This window comes from Asticcacaulis excentricus CB 48, from assembly GCF_000175215.2.
In the GTDB taxonomy this organism is placed as follows: domain Bacteria; phylum Pseudomonadota; class Alphaproteobacteria; order Caulobacterales; family Caulobacteraceae; genus Asticcacaulis; species Asticcacaulis excentricus.
In genome coordinates, this window is sequence record NC_014817.1 from 977,118 (window position 1) to 999,189 (window position 22,072).

Consider the following 22,072-nt stretch of genomic DNA (forward strand, 5'->3'; position numbering starts at 1 on the left):
CAGAAAGAACGCGCACTTTCAGACTTCCATAGCCGGCACCGCGCGGGCCAGCACCAGCACATCGACTTCGCGCGGCCCCGCTTCCCGCAGGGCTTTGGCGCAGGCCGACAGCGTCGCGCCGGAGGTGAACACGTCATCGACCAGCAGCACCCGCCGCCCGCGCAAACGCCGTGCGCCGGAGGCCTTTACCGCAAAAGCCCCCTTCACATTCTCAAAACAATCTTCGCGGCGGCCTTTGGCCGTGCGGGCGCGGCTGAACTGCACCGTCGTGGCGCGTTGACGGATCAGCGCGTCGGGCACGAAGTCCTTCTAATACTGTCGCGCCAGAGGCCGGGCCAGCTCCGCTGCCTGATTGTAGCAGCGCTGAAACAGTCTGCGCCAGTGCAAGGGCATGGGCACGATCACATCAACCTCCTCCATCAGCTCAGCCCCGGCCCGCGACACAGCCCGACAGGATGGGCCGCAGATCAAGCCGGTCAGCGTGTTTGCAGGCCAGAATCAAAACCTTAGAGGCATCGGTATAAAGACAGGCGGCACGGCCACGACGAAAGGGAAACGGCTTTTGCGTGCAGCCGTCGCAAAGGGCCCCGGCCCCGAGAAACAGCCCGCCTTCAAACGGTCGGGCACACATGTCAAAGCCCTGCCCGGTCAGAAACCGAATGGCGCTCCAGTCATCCGCCATCAGACCGCCGGCCTGCACCGCGTCTTTCACCCCGGCGGAGCCGCGCAGGTCCGGGTCGTGATTGAGCGCCTGACGCGGATAAAGGGCGTCGAGCAGCCGCGTCCCGCCTTCGCGCAGACGCGGGACGAGCGCCTGTTCTGTCACCCACGCTTTCAGACCGCCTATGGACAGCCGCATACTTCCCCCCTATCTGCGAAGCATGACAACACCGCGCCTCTTCGATCGTCAACTCTTGCGTCACCGCCTCGACCGCACGTCGGGCGATTTTGTCACAGCCAACTTCCTCAAACGCCGCAGCGCCGAGGACATGATCGACACGCTTGCGGCCATCAACCGCCGCTTTGACGTGACGCTGGAGATCGGCCGACGCGATGGCACTTTCTCCGAGCTATTGGCCGAGACGCCGGAGGTGGCAGCGAAGATCGGCTATCTGATCGAAAGTGACCTGTCGGCCCGCCACTGCCCCGCCGTAGTGCTGGACGAAGAGGCCCTGCCCTTTGGCGATGATACGCTTGATCTGGTGGTGTCGACTCTGGCCTTTCACACCACCAACGACCTGCCCGGCGTACTGGTGCAGTTGCGCCGTGCCCTGCGGCCCGATGGCCTGCTGATTGCCTCGCAATTCGGCGGCGAGACCCTTCATGAGCTGCGTCGCGTGCTGATGGAGGCCGAACTGGAAATCCGCGGCGGGACGGGTGCGCGCGTCGCCCCCTTTGCCGAAGGGCCGGACTGCGTGGACCTTTTGCGCCGCGCCGGGTTCAACATGCCAGTCGTCGATACGGACAAGGTGGTGGTCAGCTATGCCCATCCGCTCAGCCTGCTGCGTGATCTGCGGGCGATGGGAGAAACCAACATCCTGTTCGACCGCCCGCGCAAGGGGTTGAACCGGGCCATCCTCAGCCGGGCGTTTGAACTTTATGCCGAACGCTACCCGCATCCGGAAGGCGGCGTGCGCGCCACGTTTGAGGTCATCACCCTGTCCGGCTGGACCCCGCACGAAAGCCAGCAAAAGCCGCTCCGTCCGGGTTCCGCCACGGTGCGTCTGGCCGACGCGCTGGGGGTGAAGGAAGGGAAGCTGTAGTCTCTGCCCTATGCCAAGGGCATGGGGAAGTGTCAGTCAGCGGAGCGAACTGACGGAGGGGGATAGCGCATCGACGTCAAAGGCCTTCGCCTCTGATTTCTTTCGAGGCGTCCCCCTCCGTCAGCTTCGCTGACACCTCCCCATTGCTACGCAACAGGGAGGAGGGATTAAATCAAATCATTGAGATACGCCACCAACGGCAGGTCTGCCGGGGGCATGGGATAGTCGCGCATGTCTTTGGGCCGTACCCATTTCAGCGCTGTGTGTTCCTTCGGTTGCGGCGTGCCCTCCCAGCGGCGGATCAGGTAGAGTGGCATTAGCAGGTGAAACATCTCATAGGTGTGCGAAGCAAAGACGAAGGGAGCCAGACAGGCGGCCCTGGTCGTAATACCCAGTTCTTCCTCAAGCTCACGGATCAGCGCCGCTTCGGGGGTTTCGCCGGCTTCGACCTTGCCGCCGGGAAACTCCCACTGCCCAGCCAGAGACTTGCCTTCCGGGCGCTGAGCGATCAGCACACGGCCGTCACTGTCGATCAGGGCCGCCGCAACGACAAGTACGGTTTTCATAGACGTGCCCCTCCGCCTCGACAGGCTCGGCACCTCCCCCGCTACGCAGGGGAGGCGGTTAGCTGCGATAGTCACCATTAATGCTGATATACCCATGCGTCAGGTCGCAGGTATAAACATGCGCCGAACCTCGGCCAACGCCGACATCGACGCTGATTTCCAGCTCCTGTTTCTTCATATAGGCGCTCATCGCCGCCTCATCATAGGTCAGCGATACCGCGCCGTGTTCGGCAGCCACCAGCTCACCGAAGCGGATGGCGAGGTGGTCGCGGTCCACCTCTTCCTCGGTCTTACCCACGGCCATGACGATGCGGCCCCAGTTGGCGTCTTCGCCGGCCCAGGCGGTCTTGCACAGCGGGCTTTCGGCGATCGACTTGGCGATCTTGCGCGCCGACGCCGGTGAGGACGCGCCCGTCACCGTAACCTTGACGAACTTGGTGGCCCCTTCGCCGTCGCGGATGAGCTGGGTGGCGAGGCTGTGCATGACCTTTTCCAGCTTGTCGCGGAAATCGGCCAGACGCTTGTCGCCCGCACGGCTGATCTTCGGGGCACCCGCCGCGCCCGTGGCAAACAGCAGCGCCGTGTCATTGGTCGAGGTGTCGCCATCGACCGTCACGCTGTTGAAGGTGGTGCGCGTGTACAGCCCCAGCAGCGATTGCAGCACGCCCGCCGAGAGGGTCGCGTCCGTGACGATAAAGGCCAGCATGGTCGCCATGTCCGGCGCGATCATGCCCGACCCTTTGGCGATACCGGCGATCTTCACCTCTACGTCGTCGATCAGCGCGGTTTCGTAAGCGCCCTTAGGGAAGGTGTCGGTGGTCATGATGGCCTGAGCCGCCGCGTGCCAAGCATCGGCCTTGAACGACTCTTCGATCAACGGCAATTGCGCGGCGATCTTGGCATCGTCCAGCACCACGCCGATCACGCCGGTCGAAGCCAGCATGATGTCGCGCTGACGGCAATCGAGCCGGCGGGCCACCGCTGCGGCCGTGCGCCGCGCCGCATCGGCCCCCAGCTTGCCCGTAAAGGCGTTGGCACAGCCGGCATTGCAGACCAGCGCGCGGATTTCATTGCCTTCATTGGCCGCCAGTTGCTTCTTGCACCAATCGACCGGGGCCGAACCGATACTGTGGCGCGTGAAGACGCCTGCCGCCGTGGTGCCTTCAGCGAACTTCATCACCAGCAGATCAGGACGGACGTGCTTGTAATAGCCCGCGCGGGCAATAGCGATATCAACCCCACCCACCGGCGGCATGGGCGGCAGATCAACGGCCAGCGGCGACACGGCCAGACCGGGCTTACCCGTCGCGGGTTTGGCGGGCTCAGCGGTTGCGGCCGTATGCACACCCACCAGCTCAGCCCCTGTTTGCACGGCTTTTTTCAGCACATTGGCCAGTGGATCGAGCGCGGCCCCCAGCGGATTCACCTGACCGCGTTCCTGACCGGAAGCCGCGGCGGAGGTATCGGACGTTTTGCCGGTCGGCGACGGCGGCTTGGTCATGGCGCGCAGCTCCAGTGAGTAGGACATGAAAAAGCGCGGCTTAGCCCCAAATCATGACGCTGTGAAGGCTTTTGTGCAGGGCGGTGCGGATTGCCTACTTCTTCGGTGCCGTGCGCGAAGACGAAACCGAGGCGGCGGCCTTTTCAGGGCTTTCGCCGACATCGTCAGCGGCCTCGCTGCCGCTGGCGCTGGAGGCCGCTGCCCCCGCCGGGGCCGAGGCTGGTTCGCGGTCTTCGCTGCTGCTCAGACCCTTGACCAGAAATTCGACGCGCGCCCCGTCGCGTAAGCCGCCCAGCAGGCCACGCACCTGCTCCAGCTTGAGCGCCGAGACAATGCCCGGACGCGCTTCTTCAATCGTCATTGGCTGTTCCGGACGGCGCTCCTCGACCTTGAACACGGCCCAGCCGCCGTCGATCTGCACCGGGCCGGCGATCTGACCCGGCTTGGCGGTCATCAGTGCGGCGCGATAGCTTTCCGGGATAACGTCGGTGGTGAAATAGCCCATGTCACCGCCATTAAAGCGCGTCGCCTGATCAATAGAGCGCTCCATGGCCATGGCTTCAAACAGGCTGCCGCCCTGAAGCTGACGCATCACATTGTCCGCTTCGGGCCGCGTCTTGACGAGGATCAGTCGGGCGCGGATTTCCTCGGACTTCTGCGCCAGCTTCACCTGTTCGTCGTAGAGGTCCTTGACCTTTTTGTCGTCAATAGAGGCATCGACGCTCTGTTCCAGAAGCATGTGCCCCAGAATATCCTCACGAGCCGCTGCGATACGCCGCTGCGCCAGCTCGGTACGATCAATGCCTTTTTTCAGCGCTGCCTGCGCCAGCAGCTTCTGGTCGATCACCTCTTCCAGCGTGCGGCGAAACAGGGGCGACGCCAGATCAAAGGGTTCGCCATCGCCGATCAGCCCCTGCTGAACCGCCTCATAACGCACGTCCGACGCCCAGATGGTATGGCCGTCGATGCGGGCCACGGCGACGTCGCCGGGCTCTGGCGGGCGCTCGTCCAGAGTCGGTTTGTCGCACCCGGCAATCGTCAGGGTCACAAGGGCCAGAACCGCCACCTGCCTGAGCTTTGTCCAACGCTGCATACTGAAAGCTTCCCCGCTGTCGTGCGCATCCAACTTACATTGACAGAACGCAAGCGCAAGCCTAAGTCAGTCCGCGCGCTTGAAAAGCGCCGGCTCACGCCTATTTGCCTATTACGCCATACACGTGACACCTTGATATTCTCCAAACGGGTGTGTCCGAATAAGGCGGACAGGTCAAAATACTGAAATCTAATCGTCGGGTATCTCATGCTGGCTTTCGCCAAATCTCTGTTCGGCTCCGCTAATGAGCGCAAGGTCAAGTCGATGGGCGGGCGTATTACCCGCATCAATGCGCTGGAACCCCGGATGAAGGCGATGAGCAATGAGGAGCTGGCGCATCAGACCGTCCTGTTCCGCGAACGCATTGCCAATGGGGCATCGCTCGATTCGCTGCTCGAAGAGGCCTTTGCCACGGTGCGCGAAGCTGCCTGGCGCTCGATTGGTCAGCGTCACTACGATGTTCAGCTCACCGGCGGCCTGATCCTGCATCAGGGCGGCATCGCCGAAATGCGTACCGGCGAAGGCAAGACGCTGGTCGGCACGGCACCGGTTTACCTCAATGCGCTGTCGGGCAAGGGCGTGCACCTGATCACCGTCAACGACTATCTGGCCAAGCGCGACGCCGACTTTATGGGCCGCGTCTATCGCTTTCTGGGTCTTTCGACCGGCGTCATCGTATCGGGCATGTCGCCGGGCGCGCGTAAAGCGGCCTATGCCTCGGACGTCACTTACGGTACCAATAATGAATTTGGCTTCGACTATCTGCGCGACAACCTCGTCTATAACCGCGAGGAAATGGTGCAGCGTGGCCACCACTACGCCATCGTCGATGAAGTGGACTCCATCCTCATCGACGAAGCGCGCACCCCGCTGATCATCTCCGGCCCGACCGAAGACCGTTCGGAACTGTATAAGGTGCTGGACGCGCTGATCAAGGACCTGATTCAGGACCCCGAAACCTTTGAGCTGGACGAAAAGCAGCGTCAGGTCCTACTGTCGGAAGCGGGCTCTGAGCGTCTCGAAGAAATGCTGACGGCGGGCGGGCATCTGGCCGAAGACACGACCGGGCTTTACGACGCCGCCAACGTCTCGCTGGTCCACCATGCCAATCAGGCCCTGCGCGCCAACACCCTCTACACGGTCAATAAGGACTATATCGTCAAGGACGGCGAAATCGTTCTGATCGACGAATTTACCGGCCGTATGATGCAGGGCCGCCGCCTGTCGGAAGGCCTGCACCAGGCCATCGAAGCCAAGGAAGCCGTCGCCATCCAGCCGGAAAACCAGACTCTGGCTTCGGTGACCATCCAAAACTATTTCCGCATGTACCAGAAGCTGTCGGGCATGACCGGCACGGCGGCAACCGAAGCGGCGGAATTCGGCGACATCTATAAGATGGACGTGCTCGAAGTGCCGACGCACCGCCCCATCAAGCGTATTGACTATGACGATGAGGTCTATCGCACCGAGCGCGAAAAGTTCAAGGCCATCGCCGATCAGGTCGCCGACTGCTACGTGCGCGGTCAGCCGATCCTCGTCGGTACGGCCTCGATCGAAAAGTCCGACGCCCTGTCGGAATTCCTCAAGACCTACACCTACGACGTCGAAACCAAGGCCGTAAAACCGGAATACGCCAAGCTCGACAAAAAGGAGCTGACGAAGCTGGGTGATGCCGCCTTCGATATCGTGCGCGGTTCGGGCAAGGGCATTCCGCACAATGTGCTGAACGCGCGCCACCACGAAAACGAAGCCTATATCATCGCAGATGCCGGCGTGCCCGGCGCGGTGACCATCGCCACCAACATGGCCGGTCGCGGCACCGATATTCAGCTCGGCGGCAATGTCGATCTGCGGGTACAAAAGTGGCTCGAAGAACAGGCTGGGGCCGGTGTGGAGGTGTCCAACGAGGCGCTTCTGGCCAAGAAGGCTGAGGTCGAAACCCAGATCGCCGACCTCAAGCTGAAATCGCTGGCTGCGGGTGGCCTGTTCGTGCTCGGCACCGAGCGCCACGAAAGCCGCCGTATCGACAACCAGCTCCGAGGCCGTACCGGCCGTCAGGGCGACCCCGGCACCTCGAAATTCTACCTGTCGTGCGAAGATGACTTGATGCGCATCTTCGCCGGTGACCGCCTCAACGCCATGATGAAAACCCTGGGCGTCGAAGAGGGCGAAGCCATCACGCACAAGCTGCTCAACTCGGCCATCGCCACCGCCCAGAAGCGCGTCGAGCAACGCAACTACGAAATCCGTAAGAACCTGCTGAAATACGACGACGTGGTCAATGACCAGCGCAAGGCCGTCTTCGAGCAGCGTCAGGAGTTCATGGACACCGAAGACCTGTCGGAAATCGTCTCCGAAATGCGCGAAGAGACGATCCGCGACCTCGTGGACCGTCACCTGCCGCCCAAGGCCTATGCCGAGCAGTGGGATATTGCCGGGCTGAAAGAACAGTGCGAGCGCCTGCTGGGCCTCGACCTGCCGCTGGAAGAGTGGGCCGCCGAAGAAGGCATCGCCAACGAGGAAATCGAAGAGCGCATCCAGACCATTGCGGCACAAAAGATGGAGGAACGCCTCCAGCTTTTGGGCCCGGATCAGATGAAGGCGCTGGAAAAGAACTTCCTGCTTCAGATGATCGACATGCAATGGCGTGAGCACCTGATGCACCTCGATCACCTGCGCGCGGTCATCGGTCTGCGCGGCTACGGTCAGCGCGACCCGCTGAACGAATACAAGACCGAGGCGTTTGCCCTGTTTGAGACGCTGCTGGTCAATCTGCGCCACAATGTGACACGCTGGCTGATGACCGTCGAGATCCGCTTCCAGGGTCAGCCGGAGCCGGAGCCGGTGCGTTTTGAGGAGATCCACCTCAACCCCCTGACCGGTGAAAACGAACGCGCGCCGCAACTGAGCGACGACCTGACGCCGGAACAGCGCGCCGCCCTGCCCGTCTCGGCCCTGCCCGCGGGTTGGGAAAGCACCTCGCGCAACGGTTTGTGCCCCTGCGGTTCCGGCAAGAAGTTCAAGCATTGCCACGGCGCGCTGATCTAAAACCATATTTTAAAGCGGCCTGTTGTCCCCCGGATGTCACATCCGGGGGATTGCTTTTTCGCGCCCCAAGATTCCCCCGTTGCCACCCCGTGAGGAATTGGTTAACGTCGCTTAAGGCCTGAGTGGTTTCGGGCACTTGGGGGTATAAAAATGTCGTGCATACGCGTTCTGACGTCGGGGTTGCTGATTGCCGGCACCGTTCTGAGCCTTGAGGCCCTTAGCCCTGCGGCGCAGGCGCAAACAATGACCATCGCCAAAACACCGGCACCGCCGGTTGTTCCCCCGACCTTACAAGGCTCATTCATTTCGCCCGAAGCGCCGCTGGCGCCGAAGATTGAGCTGGATCCGGCCCTGATCGGCATGGCCCCGCGCCTGGAGGGGACCGCTGCGGCCACCGTTTCGCCCGAAGACAAGGCCGCTGCGGCACGCAAATCCCGCCGCATCGCGCTATACAAACAGTTGATGGAAACCAACGGCACGACCAAGAATGTGCGCCTGATCATGGCCAATACCAAGGCGGCCGTGCGCCTGGTCATTCTGGAGCGCAAGGGGGCGCAGGCGCTCAGCGCCGCCGATGAGCTGAAGTTCAATCAGATCGCCGACCGCGTACTGAAAGAGGCCGAAGCCAGCATCATTGACCAGATCGCCACGGCCCAGTCGGCCAATTTCAGCGAAGAAGAAATCCTGACCTTGATCAGCGCCAATTCCGGCCCGGTTGCGGCCAAGTATAATGCCAGCAAGTTCGCTAATCCCGACGCCAATGCCCAGCAGATCCAGAGCTACATGGTCGAAGCGGTGATCAAAATTATCAAGACGTTCAAGGAAGCCATTTCGGGCTGACCGGTAGCGCATTGTGAGATGGGGGTTTGAGTGGTGTATTTGAAACGCGTGATGACGGGTGTGTTCCTGCTGGGGCTGATGGGGGCCATAGAGGCGCAGGCGCGGGAACCGGAACGTGAACCCGGCGCGCGCATTGCCGTCATGCCGAAACCGGATCAAAAGCGGTTGAATCCCCCGGTCACCGAAGCAGCACCCCAGAACGCGTCGCCCGCACCGGTTCAGGCGTCCATTCCGACCCAGACTGCGGCCAAAATCAATCCGTCCCCTGTGGCGCAGCCCGCTGGCGAAATCGCCCCCTCGGTCGATATGATCGAAACCCCGGCTCCAGTGGTGACGGCCGCGGCGCAGGACGTCGGCCCTGTCGGTCCGGCCAAGCCCTCCGGTGATTTTGCCGAGCGCGTCGAACTAGCGCATCAGTTGCTGGAAGTGGACGGCACCGAGGCCATTATCCGCCACTTCGTCAGCGAAGTGCACATCCGCCTGATTATTGGCGAAGTAGGTAAGTATATAGATTTCAACAGCCTGAATGAAAGCGACCGCTATCGTCTGGCGACGATTGTGGCGACCGTTTCGACCGAGCTGGGCGACAAAATCCTCACCCTGACGGCGCGCGGTCACGCGCAGAATCTTAGCCAGGAAGACCTTTTGTACCTTACTCGCGTTAACGACAGCGACGCTCAGCGCAAGCTGACTCAGATGCGTATCGACGACACGGGTGAACTGGACAAGAACGCCACACTGGTTATGCAGATTTCAGCGCTCAAGATCGTTCAGGAATTTGAAAAGCCATGAGATCTTCGGTCCTCAAGGCGCTATTTCTAACTCTGGGCCTATTGGTCTTGGCGGCGGCCCCTGCCTGCCTTCTGTTACCGCAAAACAAGCCCGCCGAACAGACGACGGGGCCTACCCTTCTGGCGGCCTATTGATCGGTACGTCGATACCGATGTTATTCTCCCTCTTGGCGAATCCTGAATTTGGGATACAGTATTAACTAATGGCCGAACCCCATAGTCGGTCAGGGCTAAAAAGTGCCGCCTGACACCGGGTTAAGGCACGTGAAAAGTTGGGAAAAATCGCCAAGGGAGGCGTCCAATGAAACACCTGGGTAAGATCGCGGTCGCCGCGATTACACTGTCAGCCTTGCTGACCGGTACGGGCTATGCGCAAAGCGCCGATTGCCGCAAAAAGTGCAATGACACCTATCAGGCCTGCCAGAAGGCCGGAACATCCGAAGAAAAATGCCGCGCCGCGTGGCTGGACTGCAAGAAAAAGTGCAAATAAGTAACCCATAATTTCAGGGCCGGAGCGCGCTCCGGCTCTATTCAACTGAAGCCTTGCGGTTTTCGGCAATAAGCGCATTGGACGCGCCCTCGATGCGCGTTTTGATTTGGCTCATGAATTCGCCGCGCTTCAAACCTGCCGGAACGGGCGGTAAGAATTCGAACACCACCGTGCCGGGTTTGCGGATGATGCCGTGCGCCGGCCAGCACTGACCGGAATTGGTGGCCAGCAGATGACAGGGAAATTCAAGGTCACGATAAAGTGCAGCGACGCCCGGTTTGTATTCCGGGTCCTGCCCCACCTCTGAGCGCGTGCCTTCGGCAAAAATCAGGATTTGACGCGCGTTTTCCAGCCGGTCGCGTGCGTCGATTACCATGGCACGCAGGGCCTTAGAAGCATCCTTGCGGCGTATAGGGATCATGCGCGTGCGCCAAATATACCAGCCAAAAAACGGCAGGTAGGTCAGTTCTTTCTTCAGCACAAAGCAGGGGTCGTCCAGAATGACGAACGGCGCAATGGTATCCAGCATACTGAGGTGCTTGCCCGCAATCAGCGCCGCACCCTTAGGCCGGTGCTCCAGCCCACGGAACTCAACCTTAACACCACAGATATACCGCAGGCCAAACAAGACCAGATGCGCCCACAGCTTAACCGTCTGCATCCCCCAGCGCCGCGACAGCAGCATAAAGGGCGTGCCCACCAAGCCGACGATGACGACCAGGCCATAAAGCCAGACGACGAAAACAACCGAACGCAGGAAATTCAAGAGGCCGAACCCTCCGCCGCCGCCTCACCGGCCGCAGTCTCACCCTTTTTGCCCGAACTGGTCAGGCTAGAAAAAATATCACGCGCCAATATTGCCAGATACTTGCTGTACTCCACAATCAGCACGCGCGAACTGCGCCACGATTTCCACCACTCGCGCGCATCGAGCGTCGGGGTGGCCACCGGATAGGCGTGTAATTTGACGCCCGGCAAAGCCGCCTTGATCTCCAGCAAGCTGCGAGGCACGTGGTAGTCCGAGGTCACCACGATCAGGTCGTCGAAGCCCTTGGCCTTGGCCCACTCAGCTACCTCATAGGCGTTGCCGAGCGTGGTCTGCGCCTCGTAGCCCAAATCGACGCAGCACTCATAGAGCTTTTTGGAGCCTTCGGTGACAGGCAGCAACTCTTCGCGCTTCACTTCGCGGTTGACGCCGGAAATCAGCATCCGAGCGCCCTTGCGTCGCTCCAGCAAACGCATACCTTCCTTGATCCGCATGTCCGACGCGCCGGTCAGCACGACAATGGCGTCAGCGGCCTCTTCCGGTTCGGCGGCCGGAGTCGAATGGATCACGCGATCAGCGAAGGCGTAAAGCCCGGCCAACCACAGTCCAATCACCAAAACCACGGCCAAAAGGCGGCGCATCAGCTTTTCCCCAGCATCTTCAGGGTGACGATACGCGCGGTTCCCGCAGCAATCAAGGCGGCGAGCACCGGACAGGGCAACAAAACCAGCAGGTCCAGCCACGAAAAAGGCAGCGCCAGCAACAGGCTTTGCGACGAACCCGTCAGCTTGATCACCACCATGACCAGCCCCGCCGCCACCACCCCGAGCAGGCCGGAGATCGCGGCCATGCGCCCAAAGCGAAACTGAAAGCGGCCCGCGATAAACGCGTCCGTTGCACCACAAAGGCTCAGGACCTCGACGATATTGGCGCGCGCCATCAACCCAGCGCGCGTGGCAAAGCCCACCACTGCCGCCGCTGCGGAGGCAATAAGCAAGAATATACCCATAGAAATCAAACGGATAATCAGCGCAGACGTCTCAATATCCTGAAGCCAGGTCGAATGATCGTCGATGGTGGCGTCGATATCCTTCTCAGACAACGCCTCCGACAGAGCCGCCGACTTGGCCGGTTTGGCCTCATCCAGCCGCACCTCCACCAAGTTGGGCAGGGGCAGGTCCTCCAGCACAGCATCGCCCAGCCACGGCTTGATCAGTGCCTTGGCGCGTTCCGGTTCGATGGCGGCGGCCTCCTTGACGCCCGGCACACCGGCCAGCACCTCGGCAGCGCGGGCGGCGGCGACAGAGCCACTTTCGAGGCCCGTCGGGCGCACCTGCACCGTCACTTCGGCGCGAATCTCACGCGACCAGCCGGACGCCGCGCGATTCGAGGCCAGTGCGATCAGGGCTGACAGGGCCGCCAGAAAGAACAGAACGGCGATCACATAGTGCAGCGACACTTCGCGCGTATCCTGCTCAGGCAACAGATCACGGCGGCGCAGGCGTTTCCCGGCAGTCATTGCGCCCCCCCTACAGTCTGAGTGAGGTCGCGACGCACCACCCGCCCCTCGCGCAGTTCCAGAACCGGCATACCGGAGGCGCGGATCAGCGCTTCGTCATGGGTGGCGATCAGCACAGTGGCCCCCAACCGATTCAGCTCGATGAACAGTCTTATGATCCGCAGACCCATGGCATGGTCGATATTGCCAGTCGGCTCATCGGCCAAAATGAGGGTGGGCCGGTTAATTACAGCCCGCGCAATGGCCAGCCGTTGCTTTTCACCGCCCGACAACAGATCCGGCATGGCGTGCAGACGGTTTTTCAGACCCACCCAGGTCAGAAGCTCAATGACATCGGCCTCGAATCGCTTCGGGTCTTCGCCGCGCACAAACAGCGGCAAGGCGGCATTGTCGAACACATCGAGGTGCTCTAGCAGGCGGAAATCCTGAAAAACGATGCCTATACGCCGCCGCATATCGGCGGTCTGTTTGCGGTCAGCCGGATTTAGAGGTTCGCCAAACAGGGTGATTTCGCCCACCGACGGCTTTTGCGCCTGATAGATCAGACGCAAAAGCGAGGTCTTTCCCGCACCAGAGGGGCCGGTCAGAAAATGAAACGACCCGGCAGGCAGAGAAAAGTTCAGATCTTTCAGTATGTAGTGTTCGGGGTCATGCCCGGTATGCCCGGCCCCTTCATAGCCCAGACCGACGTCGCGGAACACAACCACCTGGCTGTGATCCGGCTCAAAGAGATCCTCGTGTTCGTAGGCTGTTACCACAGGTTTCAAACTCGCGTTTTGAGGTCTTGTTAATGCTTTTCGGCCAAAAAGGTTAAGCACCCGTTTGGTTAACGGGCCTTATGTAGTGATTCGTCCGGATGCTTCTGACCTGTCCCAAATGCGCGCTCAGTTACGCGATTGATGGGGCCCAACTAGGGCCTCAAGGTCGCACTGTGCGCTGCGCCTCGTGCAAGACCACCTGGCACGCGGAAAAGCCCGAAGAACCGATCGAACTGCCGCTCGAAAAGGCCGTGGAAAAGCCTGCCACCGGCTTGAAGGAAGTCAAAGCGAAGAAGATTCCGTCGCTGTACCGCGACATGATCGAAAGCCAGAAGCGGCACAAGGCACTGATGGCGCAAGGCATCATCTGGGGCGCACTGGCGGCTACCTTTGTCGCCATGCTGGGCACCGCCTTCCTGCTGCGCGTAGATCTGGTGCGTGCCTTTCCGCGTCTGGGCGGGGCCTATGCGGCCGTGGGCGTTCCGGTGAATGCTGCCGGCCTCGAAGTGCTGGAGTCAAAGCTGGAAAATACCCTACGCGGGGGCCGTTTCGTCGCCACGGTGACGCTGAGGGTCAAGAACATTCGCGATGAAGCCAATCCAGTGCCGCCGGTGCGTGTCGATCTTATGGACAAGGAGTCGAATCCGATCGACACCACGCTGATCCCCCCGCTGGGCCTGACGCTTGAAGCCAACGAAACCCGCGTCCTGACCTTTGACATTCCCGACCCCTCCAACCGCGTCAAGAACATCAAGCTGGCCTTTGACATGCAGGCGGCCAAGGACCTGTCGCGGGTGCGTCCGTCCCTGATGAACGGCACGGGTGGCGGTCATGGCGAAGAAGCGCACGGGGATGGAGGCCACGGAACACCACCGGCGACGGAAGACGCTCACGCGGCACCGGACCATGAGGCGGCCCCCGCAGCCGATGCCGGACACGCGGCGACGGCGACGGAAAACGCGCATGGAGACGCGACAACCGCTGCCGACCATGCTACGGAAAAACCAGCCGAGCTGCGGCCCGCCCCCGCTGCGCCTTCTGCCGAAGCTCATCACTAGATTTTACTGAGTTTACATGACCTACGACATTCTCCTGAGCGAGGCAGACATCGCCGCGCGCATCGACGCTATGGCCAGGGAGATGGCCCCGCGCCTGACCGAAGACACGGTGGGTGTCTGCCTGCTGACCGGCGGCATCTGGTTTGCCGCTGACCTGACGCGCGCGCTGGCCCGCCACGGCCTGGGCATCGGTTTTGATTCGATGTGGCTGTCCTCCTACGGCGACGGGCGTCAAAGCGGGGAAATGATCCTGCGTGCCGACCTGCAACGCCCGGTCAAGGGTAAGCAGGTGCTGATCATGGACGATGTGCTGGATACGGGCGCGTCGCTGAAATTCGCCCGCGACCACCTGCTGCGCGCCGGGGCCACTGAGGTGCTGACGGCCGTGATGGCGTCGAAGCCCGTCACGCGTCAGATAGAGGCCGATTATGTCGGCTGGGAAGCGCCCAAGCGCTATCTGGTCGGCTATGGCCTCGATGATGGCGGGCGTCTGCGCGGCCTGCCGTTTATCGGGGCGCTGGACTGAGCCCACGCGAAAGCAAAAGTAAAAAGGCTATCCGGCGAAAACCGGATAGCCTTTTTGTTTGGTGCCTACTTACGCTTAGCAAGATAGCCGTGCATGGTCATCCAGTGCACGAAGGCGTCGAACCAGCCGGTGCTGGTGGTTTCCTTAGGGTACATGCCAAAGCCGTGGCCGCCCTGTTCATAGTAATGAAACTCGACCGGGCGCTTGGCCGCCTGCCAGCTCTGCACCAGACCAAAGTCGCCGTGCGCAAACAGCGGGTCATCTGCCGCCAAAGCGACAAACAGGGGCGGCGCATCGGCGGGCACGGTGACGGCCGACAGCGGGCCATAGATGTCACCGATAAAGGCCGGTTTGGCATCCCCCCCGGCCAGAGCGGTGGACAGGGTGAGCATGGCGCCTGCCGAGAAGCCGACCATGCCGATACGGTCAGAATCGATATGCCACTCTTTCGAGCGCGAGCGCACCAGCGCGAAGGCAGCGCGGGCATCGGCAATCTGAGGAGCGATGCCCGCCATCGGGTCTTCCCCCGGCGCGGGGGTAGGACGCGGACGCGCCGCGCCGGCGAACATCTCCCGCATCGAGGCTTCAAAGCCGGCCATATCGGCAGGGGTCGGGTTGAGGCGATACTTCAGCACGAAAGCCGCCACGCCACGTTCAGACAGAGCCTTGGCGACGTCCCAGCCCTCGTTCTGCATGGACAAGGTACGAAAGCCGCCGCCGGGGGCGACGATCACGGCAGCCCCCGTGGCCTTTTCCGGCAACGGCAGAAAGGGGGTCAGGGTGGCGACGCTGACATTGCGGGCAAAGACGCTGCCGTACTGGCTATGCCAAGACTCAGGGGCCGTGGCCCCCGGCAGTGGACCGGTATTCAGCACTATGGCATTGGGTTGCGACGGCGTGGCAATTGGCACCATCTTGTCATTCTGGGCCAAAGCCGGGAGGGCGGTGCTGGCAATGGCCACAAGCGCCATCGTCAGGGTTACAGACAGGCCACGTGTCGCCTGCCGGAAAGAACCGGTTAAGGTCATGGTTTGATTTCCTCTCACTGTGTATTTGCTTTTCCCGCTCTGTGGCGGGATTTTTTGGCCGGGTACGGCGGTGCCGTCTATGGTTGTGATAACGCTAACATGACAGGTAAAGCTTCGCCATCGATTTTTTCATCTCACGAACAAAGGCTCCTACCGTGTTGCCGTAGGGGTGTCAGCCCGGTGTGAGGAGAAACTTAGACCTCGATGACTTCGTTACGGTACTTGCGATTGAACACCTTCTGCACCAGGACGAAGAACAGCGGGATATAGAAGATGGCCAGCAAGGTCGCCGACAGCACCCCGCCGATAAGACCGGTGCCGATGGCGTGCTGCGCCCCCGACCCGGCTCCATTGGCCAGAGCCAGAGGCAGGACGCCGAAGGTGAAGGCGAACGAGGTCATCAGGATGGGCCGCAGACGGATGCGCGACGCTTCCAGCGTGGCGTCGATCAGGCCCATGCCGCGTTCCTGAAGCGTGCGGGCGTATTCGACGATCAGGATAGCGTTCTTGCACGACAGGCCGATCGTCGTGAGCAGCCCGACCTGAAAGAAGATGTCGTTGTCGAGACCGCGTCCCCAGGTCGCCACCAGCGCCCCCAAAACCGCCAGAGGCAGGACCAGAATAACCGAAAACGGGATGGTCCAGCTTTCGTACAGGGCCGCCAGCAGCAGGAAAACGACCAGCACCGACAGGGCGTAAAGCGCCGGGGCCTGCGCGCCGGATTCGCGTTCCTGCAAAGACAGGCCGGTCCATTCAATCGCGGTACCCTGCGGTAGGCCGTTAGCCAGATCTTCTACAGCGGCCATGGCATCGCCCGACGACACACCGTCGGCCGCTGCGCCCTGCACACCCGTGGAAGGCGACCCATTATAGCGTTCCAGCGTCGGGGCCCCCGCCTGCCAGCGGGTCGAACCAAAGGCCGAAAACGGCACCATGGCTCCGTCCTTGTTGCGCACATACCAGCGGTTCAGGTCCTCCGGGCGCATGCGATAGGGTGTATCGGCCTGCACATAGACGCGCTTGACGCGACCGCGATCAATAAAGTCGTTGACGTAAGACCCACCCCAGGCGGCGGCAAGCATGGCATTGATGTCCGACACGCTGACGCCCATGGCGCCTGCGGCCGTCTTGTTGATGTCGATCTTGAGCTGCGGCGTGTAGTCCTGCCCGCCTGAGCGCACCGAGCCCAGTCGCGGGTCCTTCTCAGCACGACGGATGAAGTCGTTGCGCGCCGCCAGCAGCGCCTCCGGCCCGACCCCACCGACATCCTTGATGACAAACGAGAAGCCCGACGCGTCGCCCAGAGAACGCACCACCGGCGGCTGGGTGGGGATGATGCGGGCATTGCGGTATTCGGGCTTGACAAACTCCTTGCGCGCGCGTTCGATCACCGCCGGCACGCGCAGATCGCTGCCCTTGCGCGCCTCAAACGGCTTCATGCGGATATTGACCTGCCCCTGATTCTGACCGTTAGAGCCGACGCGCGCAAAGACGTAGCGCGCCGTCGGGTCTTTTTGCAGATAGGCTTCGACCCTGGCCACCACCTCATCGGTCGTCTTGCGCGTCGTGCCGACGGGCAACTGAACGATGGTTTGCATGAAGCCCTGATCCTCGTCCGGAAGGAAGGAGGTCGGCAGGACGCGGAACATCAGGCCGCAGGCCACCAGCACCATGCCATAGATGACCAGATAGCGCAGCGGTTTGCCGATAATCCGACCGACGGCCCCCATATAACCGTGGCTGGCGCGGGTGAAGCTTTTGTTGAACCAACCGAAAAAACCTTTCTTTTCGGCGTGCCTCTGAGGATCAACCGGCTTGAGGATGGTGGCGCAAAGCGGCGGCGTCAGGATCAGGGCCACCAGCACCGACAGGGCCATGGCCGAGACGATGGTGATGGAAAACTGACGATAGATGATGCCCTGCGTACCGCCAAAAAAGGCCATGGGTACAAACATGGCCGACAGGACCAGACCGATGCCGATCAGAGCGCCGGTAATCTCATCCATGGATTTGCGCGTGGCTTCCTTGGGGTCGAGCCCCTCTTCGTGCATCACACGCTCGACGTTTTCGACGACGACGATGGCATCATCGACCAGAAGACCGATAGCCAGCACCAGGCCAAACATAGTCAGTAGGTTGATCGAATAGCCGAAGGCGGCCAGAATCCCCAGCGTCCCCAGAAGCACCACCGGCACAGCGATGGTCGGAATGATCGTTGCGCGCCAGTTTTGAAGGAACAGGTACATGACGATGAAAACCAGCACGATGGCTTCGATCAGGGTCTTCACCACCTCCTTTATGGACAGCTTGATGAAGTCGGTCGAGTCATTGGGAATGGCGTAGGTGATGTTCTTGGGGAAGCTTTTGGAAAGCTTCTCCATCTCGGCTTTGACCAGCTCAGCGGTTTTCAGTGCATTGGCCCCGGTGGCGAGGCTGATGGCGATGCCGGTGGCGGGTTGGCCATTGATACGGCTGATCGAGTCGTAGCTCTGCTGCCCTAGCTCGACGCGGGCCACGTCGCGCAGATACACGGTCGCCCCCGACGTATCGCTCTTGACAATGATATTCTGGAACTCATCCGCCGTGGTCAGGCGCGATTGGGAAGTGATGGTCGCATTGAGCGCAATATCATCCGTGGTCGGTTGCGCCGCCAGTTGCCCGGCAGAGACCTGAGCGTTCTGGGCGCGAACGGCCGTCACCACATCGGCCGGCGTCAGGTTAAAGGCCACCAGCTTTTCAGGATTGAGCCAGATCCGCATGGCATAGCCGGAGCCGAACACATTGCTTTCACCCACCCCGTCCACGCGGGCCAGCGTGTCCTGCATATTGGATACCAGATAGTCACCAAGGTCGGCATTGGTTAGCGATCCGTCCGTTGAATACAACGAAATGACCATCAGCATGTTATTGGAGGCCTTGTTGACCCGCACGCCCTGCGCCTGCACGTCCTGCGGCAGACGGTTGATAACGGCCTGCACCTGATTTTGTACCTGCACCTGAGCCGTGTCGATATTGGTGCCGGCCTCAAACACAAGCGTGACATTGGCTGAACCGCTGTCCGAGGACGAGGCCGTGATGTATTTCAGGCGATCGAGCCCGGTCATGCCCTGCTCGATGATCTGCGTCACCGAATCCTCGACCGTTTTCGCCGACGCCCCCGGATAGGAAGCGTTAATGCGCACCTGCGGCAGGGCGATGTCCGGATACTGTTCAACCGGCAGGGTACGGATCGAAAGCAGACCGGCCAGCATGATGACAATGGCCACCACCCAGGCAAAGATGGGGCGGTCAATAAAGAAACGGGACAGCATGAAAACCCTTGGTCAGGCGACGTCAGCGGTGAGGTGTCTTGGCCCACATTCGTCCCTGTGACAAGCCTTCATCGGCTCGTAAAAAAGAAGCCGCAAGCGTCTAGGTTAAGGCGCGCTTGCGGCCAGAACAGGATGTGCACCACGATCTGTTACGGTAGGCGCTTACAAATCCGTCGCCCGTCTCAACATTCGGTATCAGAATTTTATAGATCACGCCGTCAGGCGCGCCGGAGCGGTTTCGTCGAGCACCTGCGCCGCCGGGCGGCCGAAATAATAGCCCTGCGCCTCATCACAACCTTCGCTACGCAGCAGTTCAAGCTGCGCTACCGTCTCGACCCCTTCGGCCAGCACCGGCACCTCAAGGCTGCGCCCCAGGGCCAGAATAGCGCGTATGATGGCGCGGGCCTGCGGGCTCTGTTCCGCCTCCATCAGGAAGGAGCGGTCGATCTTGATCTTATCGAAGGGGAAGGCGTTGAGCGTATCGAGCGACGAATAGCCCGTACCGAAGTCGTCAATGGCGATGGTCACGCCAAAGCCCTTGATCTGACGCAGGATATGCAGGGCACGCGCCTTATCACCAATAATGGTCGATTCGGTGATTTCCAGCTCCAGACGGCGCGGTGACAGGCCGGTCTCAATCAGAATGGACTGCACCATACCTACCAGATCGGGGTGCGTCAGTTGCACAGGCGACAGGTTGACGGCCACCTTGGCCCCATTGGTCCAGGTGGCGGCCTCAGCGCAGGCCGTGCGTAACACCCACTCACCGATCTCGAGGATAGCCCCGCATTCTTCGGCGACGGGGATAAAGTCAGCCGGACTGACAAAACCGCGCTGCGGATGTTGCCAGCGCAGCAGGGCCTCATAGCCGGTAATGGCCTGCGACGTAACCGACCGCTGCACCTGATAGTGGACGCGCAGTTCATCGCGGGCGATGGCCTGCCAAAGGTCCTTGGCCAGCGCGCGACGGTCGCGGGCGGCCTCATCCATGCGCGCTTCGTAGTAACAGACGGCCTCATGGCCGTTGATGCGCGGCTGTGCCTTAGCGCGATACAGCGCCAGATCGGCATTGTTCATCAAAGGCTCGCGCCCGTCGGCATCGTCAGGATAAACAGCAACGCCCATTGAGCCGCCGGGAGAGACCTCAAACCCGTCGAGGTCGATAGGGTCGTGCAGAGCCGCGTCCAGACGGCTGACAAAGTCGCTGAGTTCGCGCGCTTCCGCAGATGTCTTGACGCAGGCAAATTCGTCGCCGCCGATACGTGCCACAAACTCGGTGTCACCACAAAGACGTTGCAGACGCTCCGCGATGATTTTCAGCACCTGATCCCCCGCCGCGTGGCCGCGCACATCATTGATTTCCTTGAAGCGGTCAAGGTCGATGGCCACCGCTGCCACCTTGTGCCCGGTGCGTGCGGCGCGCTCCAGTTCGCGGTCGGTGTGCTGATTGAAATGCTCACGGTTGGGCAGGCCCGTCAGGCCGTCGTGGCGCGCCATGTGCGCAATACGGTCCTCGTCGCGGCGGCGTGCCGTTATGTCATCGATCGTTGTCACCCACCCGCCTTCGGGCAAGGGCCGGTACGTCACCGACAGCACAGTGCCATTGGCCGACTCTGAAATCAGCGTCCCGCCTTCCGGCTGGGCAATCAGGTCCATGTGCAGGCGATAGCGTGCCTCGATCTGCGCTTCAGTCGCCCCGGCGCGGCGCAGAATATTGCCCAGCACCTCGCGGAAAGGCGTGCCCGGACGCGCCATGTCGGGATCATTGCCAAACATGCTCAGCACACGCGGATTGGCAAAAACGAGCCGATGATCTGCGTCGTAGAGGCTGAGCCCCTGTGACATGTGGCGCAAAGCGGTGTCGAAATTGTGCGTGGTCCGCTTCAGTATTTCGCGATCCGCCCGGCGCTGCGTAATATCGCGCGTCACCTTGGCAAAGCCGATCAGCGTACCATCGCTCTCATACATGGGGGTCAGGATGACGTGGGCCAGGAAGGTCGAGCCATCTTTGCGGACCCGTTCGCCCTCCTCTTCATAACGCCCCTGTGCCAGCGCGGCCTGCAATATGGCCTGTGGCCGGCCGGCCTCGCGGTCGGCTTCGGGGAAGAAGGTGGCGAAGGATTGGCCTACAATCTCGGATGCGTCATAGCCCTTAAAACGCTGCGCCCCAGCATTCCAGTTGCTGACACGCCCCTGTGGATCGAGCATGTAGATGGCATAGTCGCGCACCGAGTCGATCAGGATGCGCATATGGCGCTCATTGGCGGCGACGGCGGCTTCGAACCTCTGGCGCTGCCTCAGGCTCATGATGCACAGGCCCATCACGGCGATGGCTACCACGGCAACCGTGATCGACATGCTGCCCGGATTGAGCATCAGGCCTCCCGTCGCAATACGAGGATCGGGCGTGACATCCACCGCCCCCATGCCGATGAAGTGGTGCGCCACAATCCCCAGCACCATCAGCGCCGTCGCGCCGCCGAGGGCATAACGAAAGCGACTGGTCGCCAGCCACAGGGCAGCGGCTTCGAAAACCATGCCCAGCAGAACCGAGGCCGCGACCAGTTCTGTATGCCAGCCAATGTGCGCAGGGGCTATGACGGCCGACATGCCCGTATAGTGCATTCCTGCCACACCCACACCCAGCAAGGCCCCACCAACGCCGCGCCAAAACGCCTTGGTTTCTGTGATAGCCAGCGCGATGCCGGAGCCGGTTAGCGTCACGGCGATCAGCAAGGAAAGGAAAGTCTTGAACAGGTCATAGCCGGTGGCCACGCCGGCGCTGTAGGCCAGCATGGCAATAAAATGCGTCGCCCAGATGCCAAATCCGGCGGCCAGCCCTGCCATAGCGACCCAGCGCCAGCGTTCAGCCCCGTCAGTCTCGCGGGCGCGGCGGGCCAGTCTGAGTGCTGTAAAAGAGGCCGAAACGCAGACCAGCGCCGCCAGCACGACCAGCGCCCAGTCGTGCTGATCCCGTAAACAGGCGATAACTCTCAGCATTTTCAAGCGTCCCA

General features: G+C 61.4%; 20 protein-coding genes. 8 read left to right on the forward strand and 12 right to left on the reverse strand.

All coding sequences use genetic code 11. The features are described from left to right. Positions 1–18: 18 nt before the first annotated feature. Both ASTEX_RS19490 and ASTEX_RS19495 read right to left on the reverse strand, forming a co-directional pair. Positions 19–300 (reverse strand): ComF family protein, encoded by a 282-nt coding sequence (locus ASTEX_RS19490; protein ID WP_049781740.1) that lies wholly within the window; start codon positions 298–300, stop codon positions 19–21. Between the two features lie 124 nt (positions 301–424). Continuing rightward, on the reverse strand, positions 425–859 hold the full coding sequence (locus ASTEX_RS19495; RefSeq protein ID WP_049781741.1) for a hypothetical protein: 435 nt from the start codon (positions 857–859) through the stop codon (positions 425–427). On the opposite strand from ASTEX_RS19495, the gene ASTEX_RS16145 reads away from it, so the two are divergent. Beyond that, positions 846–1,763 carry a methyltransferase domain-containing protein gene (locus ASTEX_RS16145; RefSeq protein WP_425359004.1) on the forward strand — a complete coding sequence of 306 codons (918 nt, stop codon included), beginning with the start codon at positions 846–848 and terminating at the stop codon, positions 1,761–1,763. The genes ASTEX_RS19495 and ASTEX_RS16145 overlap by 14 nt on opposite strands. Positions 1,764–1,930: 167 nt before the next feature. On the opposite strand, the gene mutT is transcribed toward ASTEX_RS16145, so the two are convergent. The 3 genes from mutT to ASTEX_RS16160 all read right to left on the reverse strand — a co-directional run bounded on the left by mutT (position 1,931) and on the right by ASTEX_RS16160 (position 4,923). Continuing rightward, entirely contained in the window at positions 1,931–2,329 is a 399-nt protein-coding gene (mutT, locus tag ASTEX_RS16150; RefSeq protein ID WP_013480706.1) for an 8-oxo-dGTP diphosphatase MutT, read from the reverse strand. Positions 2,330–2,387: 58 nt separating this feature from the next. Continuing rightward, a complete protein-coding gene (gene argJ / locus ASTEX_RS16155; protein ID WP_013480707.1) occupies positions 2,388–3,830 on the reverse strand; it encodes a bifunctional glutamate N-acetyltransferase/amino-acid acetyltransferase ArgJ in 1,443 nt (480 codons plus the stop codon). 94 nt (positions 3,831–3,924) lie between these two features. Next, on the reverse strand, positions 3,925–4,923 hold the full coding sequence (locus ASTEX_RS16160) for a peptidylprolyl isomerase (RefSeq protein WP_013480708.1): 999 nt from the start codon (positions 4,921–4,923) through the stop codon (positions 3,925–3,927). Between the two features lie 207 nt (positions 4,924–5,130). Here ASTEX_RS16160 and secA point away from each other — a divergent pair, with 207 nt between their 5' ends. The 5 genes from secA (at position 5,131) to ASTEX_RS16180 (ending at position 10,092) form a co-directional block, all read left to right on the forward strand. Continuing rightward, positions 5,131–7,971 carry a preprotein translocase subunit SecA gene (secA, locus tag ASTEX_RS16165; RefSeq protein WP_013480709.1) on the forward strand — a complete coding sequence of 947 codons (2,841 nt, stop codon included), beginning with the start codon at positions 5,131–5,133 and terminating at the stop codon, positions 7,969–7,971. 150 nt (positions 7,972–8,121) lie between these two features. After that, positions 8,122–8,811: a hypothetical protein gene (locus tag ASTEX_RS19500; RefSeq protein WP_013480710.1), complete on the forward strand. Its 690-nt coding sequence runs from the start codon at positions 8,122–8,124 to the stop codon at positions 8,809–8,811. 30 nt (positions 8,812–8,841) lie between these two features. Continuing rightward, the gene (locus ASTEX_RS16175; protein WP_144004755.1) at positions 8,842–9,603 is read left to right on the forward strand and encodes a hypothetical protein; all 762 of its coding nucleotides are present in this window, start codon (positions 8,842–8,844) and stop codon (positions 9,601–9,603) included. Beyond that, on the forward strand, positions 9,600–9,737 hold the full coding sequence (locus ASTEX_RS20585; RefSeq protein WP_013480712.1) for a hypothetical protein: 138 nt from the start codon (positions 9,600–9,602) through the stop codon (positions 9,735–9,737). Before ASTEX_RS16175 ends, ASTEX_RS20585 begins: the two co-directional genes overlap by 4 nt. A 166-nt stretch (positions 9,738–9,903) precedes the next feature. Then, positions 9,904–10,092, forward strand: a complete 189-nt coding sequence (locus ASTEX_RS16180; RefSeq protein WP_013480713.1) for a hypothetical protein — start codon at positions 9,904–9,906, stop codon at positions 10,090–10,092. A gap of 37 nt (positions 10,093–10,129) precedes the next feature. Here the strand turns inward: ASTEX_RS16180 and ASTEX_RS16185 are convergent, their stop codons facing one another. Genes ASTEX_RS16185 through ASTEX_RS16200 form a run of 4 tightly spaced genes read right to left on the reverse strand, consistent with a single transcriptional unit; the run spans position 10,130 to position 13,135 of the window. Then, positions 10,130–10,858 carry a lysophospholipid acyltransferase family protein gene (locus ASTEX_RS16185; protein WP_013480714.1) on the reverse strand — a complete coding sequence of 243 codons (729 nt, stop codon included), beginning with the start codon at positions 10,856–10,858 and terminating at the stop codon, positions 10,130–10,132. Next, a complete protein-coding gene (locus ASTEX_RS16190) occupies positions 10,855–11,499 on the reverse strand; it encodes a YdcF family protein (RefSeq protein ID WP_013480715.1) in 645 nt (214 codons plus the stop codon). The genes ASTEX_RS16185 and ASTEX_RS16190 overlap by 4 nt, the downstream gene beginning before the upstream one ends. Further along, on the reverse strand, positions 11,499–12,377 hold the full coding sequence (locus ASTEX_RS16195; RefSeq protein ID WP_013480716.1) for a cell division protein FtsX: 879 nt from the start codon (positions 12,375–12,377) through the stop codon (positions 11,499–11,501). The genes ASTEX_RS16190 and ASTEX_RS16195 overlap by 1 nt, the downstream gene beginning before the upstream one ends. After that, on the reverse strand, positions 12,374–13,135 hold the full coding sequence (locus ASTEX_RS16200) for a cell division ATP-binding protein FtsE (protein ID WP_013480717.1): 762 nt from the start codon (positions 13,133–13,135) through the stop codon (positions 12,374–12,376). The genes ASTEX_RS16195 and ASTEX_RS16200 overlap by 4 nt, the downstream gene beginning before the upstream one ends. A 98-nt stretch (positions 13,136–13,233) precedes the next feature. Between ASTEX_RS16200 and ASTEX_RS16205 the strand changes: the two genes are divergently transcribed. Together ASTEX_RS16205 and ASTEX_RS16210 are read left to right on the forward strand one after the other, a co-directional pair. Next, positions 13,234–14,193 (forward strand): MJ0042-type zinc finger domain-containing protein, encoded by a 960-nt coding sequence (locus tag ASTEX_RS16205; RefSeq protein WP_013480718.1) that lies wholly within the window; start codon positions 13,234–13,236, stop codon positions 14,191–14,193. Positions 14,194–14,209: 16 nt separating this feature from the next. Beyond that, positions 14,210–14,719 carry a phosphoribosyltransferase gene (locus tag ASTEX_RS16210; RefSeq protein ID WP_013480719.1) on the forward strand — a complete coding sequence of 170 codons (510 nt, stop codon included), beginning with the start codon at positions 14,210–14,212 and terminating at the stop codon, positions 14,717–14,719. Positions 14,720–14,784: 65 nt separating this feature from the next. Here the strand turns inward: ASTEX_RS16210 and ASTEX_RS16215 are convergent, their stop codons facing one another. The 3 genes from ASTEX_RS16215 to ASTEX_RS16225 form a co-directional block, all read right to left on the reverse strand. Next, positions 14,785–15,747, reverse strand: coding sequence for an alpha/beta hydrolase (locus tag ASTEX_RS16215; RefSeq protein WP_013480720.1), 963 nt, complete (start codon positions 15,745–15,747; stop codon positions 14,785–14,787). 194 nt (positions 15,748–15,941) lie between these two features. After that, on the reverse strand, positions 15,942–19,058 hold the full coding sequence (locus ASTEX_RS16220) for an efflux RND transporter permease subunit (protein WP_013480721.1): 3,117 nt from the start codon (positions 19,056–19,058) through the stop codon (positions 15,942–15,944). A 210-nt stretch (positions 19,059–19,268) separates the two neighbouring features. Beyond that, positions 19,269–22,058, reverse strand: a complete 2,790-nt coding sequence (locus tag ASTEX_RS16225; protein WP_013480722.1) for a bifunctional diguanylate cyclase/phosphodiesterase — start codon at positions 22,056–22,058, stop codon at positions 19,269–19,271. Positions 22,059–22,072: the final 14 nt, after the last annotated feature.

Coding starts and splice junctions, on each gene's coding strand:
- ASTEX_RS16205 (WP_013480718.1), top strand. CDS start 13,234: ATGCTTCTGACCTGTCCCAAATGCGCGCTCAGTTACGCGATTGATGGG.
- ASTEX_RS16220 (WP_013480721.1), bottom strand. CDS start 19,058: ATGCTGTCCCGTTTCTTTATTGACCGCCCCATCTTTGCCTGGGTGGTG.
- ASTEX_RS16190 (WP_013480715.1), bottom strand. CDS start 11,499: ATGCGCCGCCTTTTGGCCGTGGTTTTGGTGATTGGACTGTGGTTGGCC.
- ASTEX_RS16215 (WP_013480720.1), bottom strand. CDS start 15,747: ATGACCTTAACCGGTTCTTTCCGGCAGGCGACACGTGGCCTGTCTGTA.
- ASTEX_RS16160 (WP_013480708.1), bottom strand. CDS start 4,923: ATGCAGCGTTGGACAAAGCTCAGGCAGGTGGCGGTTCTGGCCCTTGTG.
- ASTEX_RS16210 (WP_013480719.1), top strand. CDS start 14,210: ATGACCTACGACATTCTCCTGAGCGAGGCAGACATCGCCGCGCGCATC.
- secA (WP_013480709.1), top strand. CDS start 5,131: ATGCTGGCTTTCGCCAAATCTCTGTTCGGCTCCGCTAATGAGCGCAAG.
- ASTEX_RS16225 (WP_013480722.1), bottom strand. CDS start 22,058: ATGCTGAGAGTTATCGCCTGTTTACGGGATCAGCACGACTGGGCGCTG.
- ASTEX_RS16145 (WP_425359004.1), top strand. CDS start 846: ATGGACAGCCGCATACTTCCCCCCTATCTGCGAAGCATGACAACACCG.
- ASTEX_RS19495 (WP_049781741.1), bottom strand. CDS start 859: ATGCGGCTGTCCATAGGCGGTCTGAAAGCGTGGGTGACAGAACAGGCG.
- ASTEX_RS19500 (WP_013480710.1), top strand. CDS start 8,122: ATGTCGTGCATACGCGTTCTGACGTCGGGGTTGCTGATTGCCGGCACC.
- ASTEX_RS16180 (WP_013480713.1), top strand. CDS start 9,904: ATGAAACACCTGGGTAAGATCGCGGTCGCCGCGATTACACTGTCAGCC.
- ASTEX_RS16195 (WP_013480716.1), bottom strand. CDS start 12,377: ATGACTGCCGGGAAACGCCTGCGCCGCCGTGATCTGTTGCCTGAGCAG.
- ASTEX_RS20585 (WP_013480712.1), top strand. CDS start 9,600: ATGAGATCTTCGGTCCTCAAGGCGCTATTTCTAACTCTGGGCCTATTG.
- mutT (WP_013480706.1), bottom strand. CDS start 2,329: ATGAAAACCGTACTTGTCGTTGCGGCGGCCCTGATCGACAGTGACGGC.
- argJ (WP_013480707.1), bottom strand. CDS start 3,830: ATGACCAAGCCGCCGTCGCCGACCGGCAAAACGTCCGATACCTCCGCC.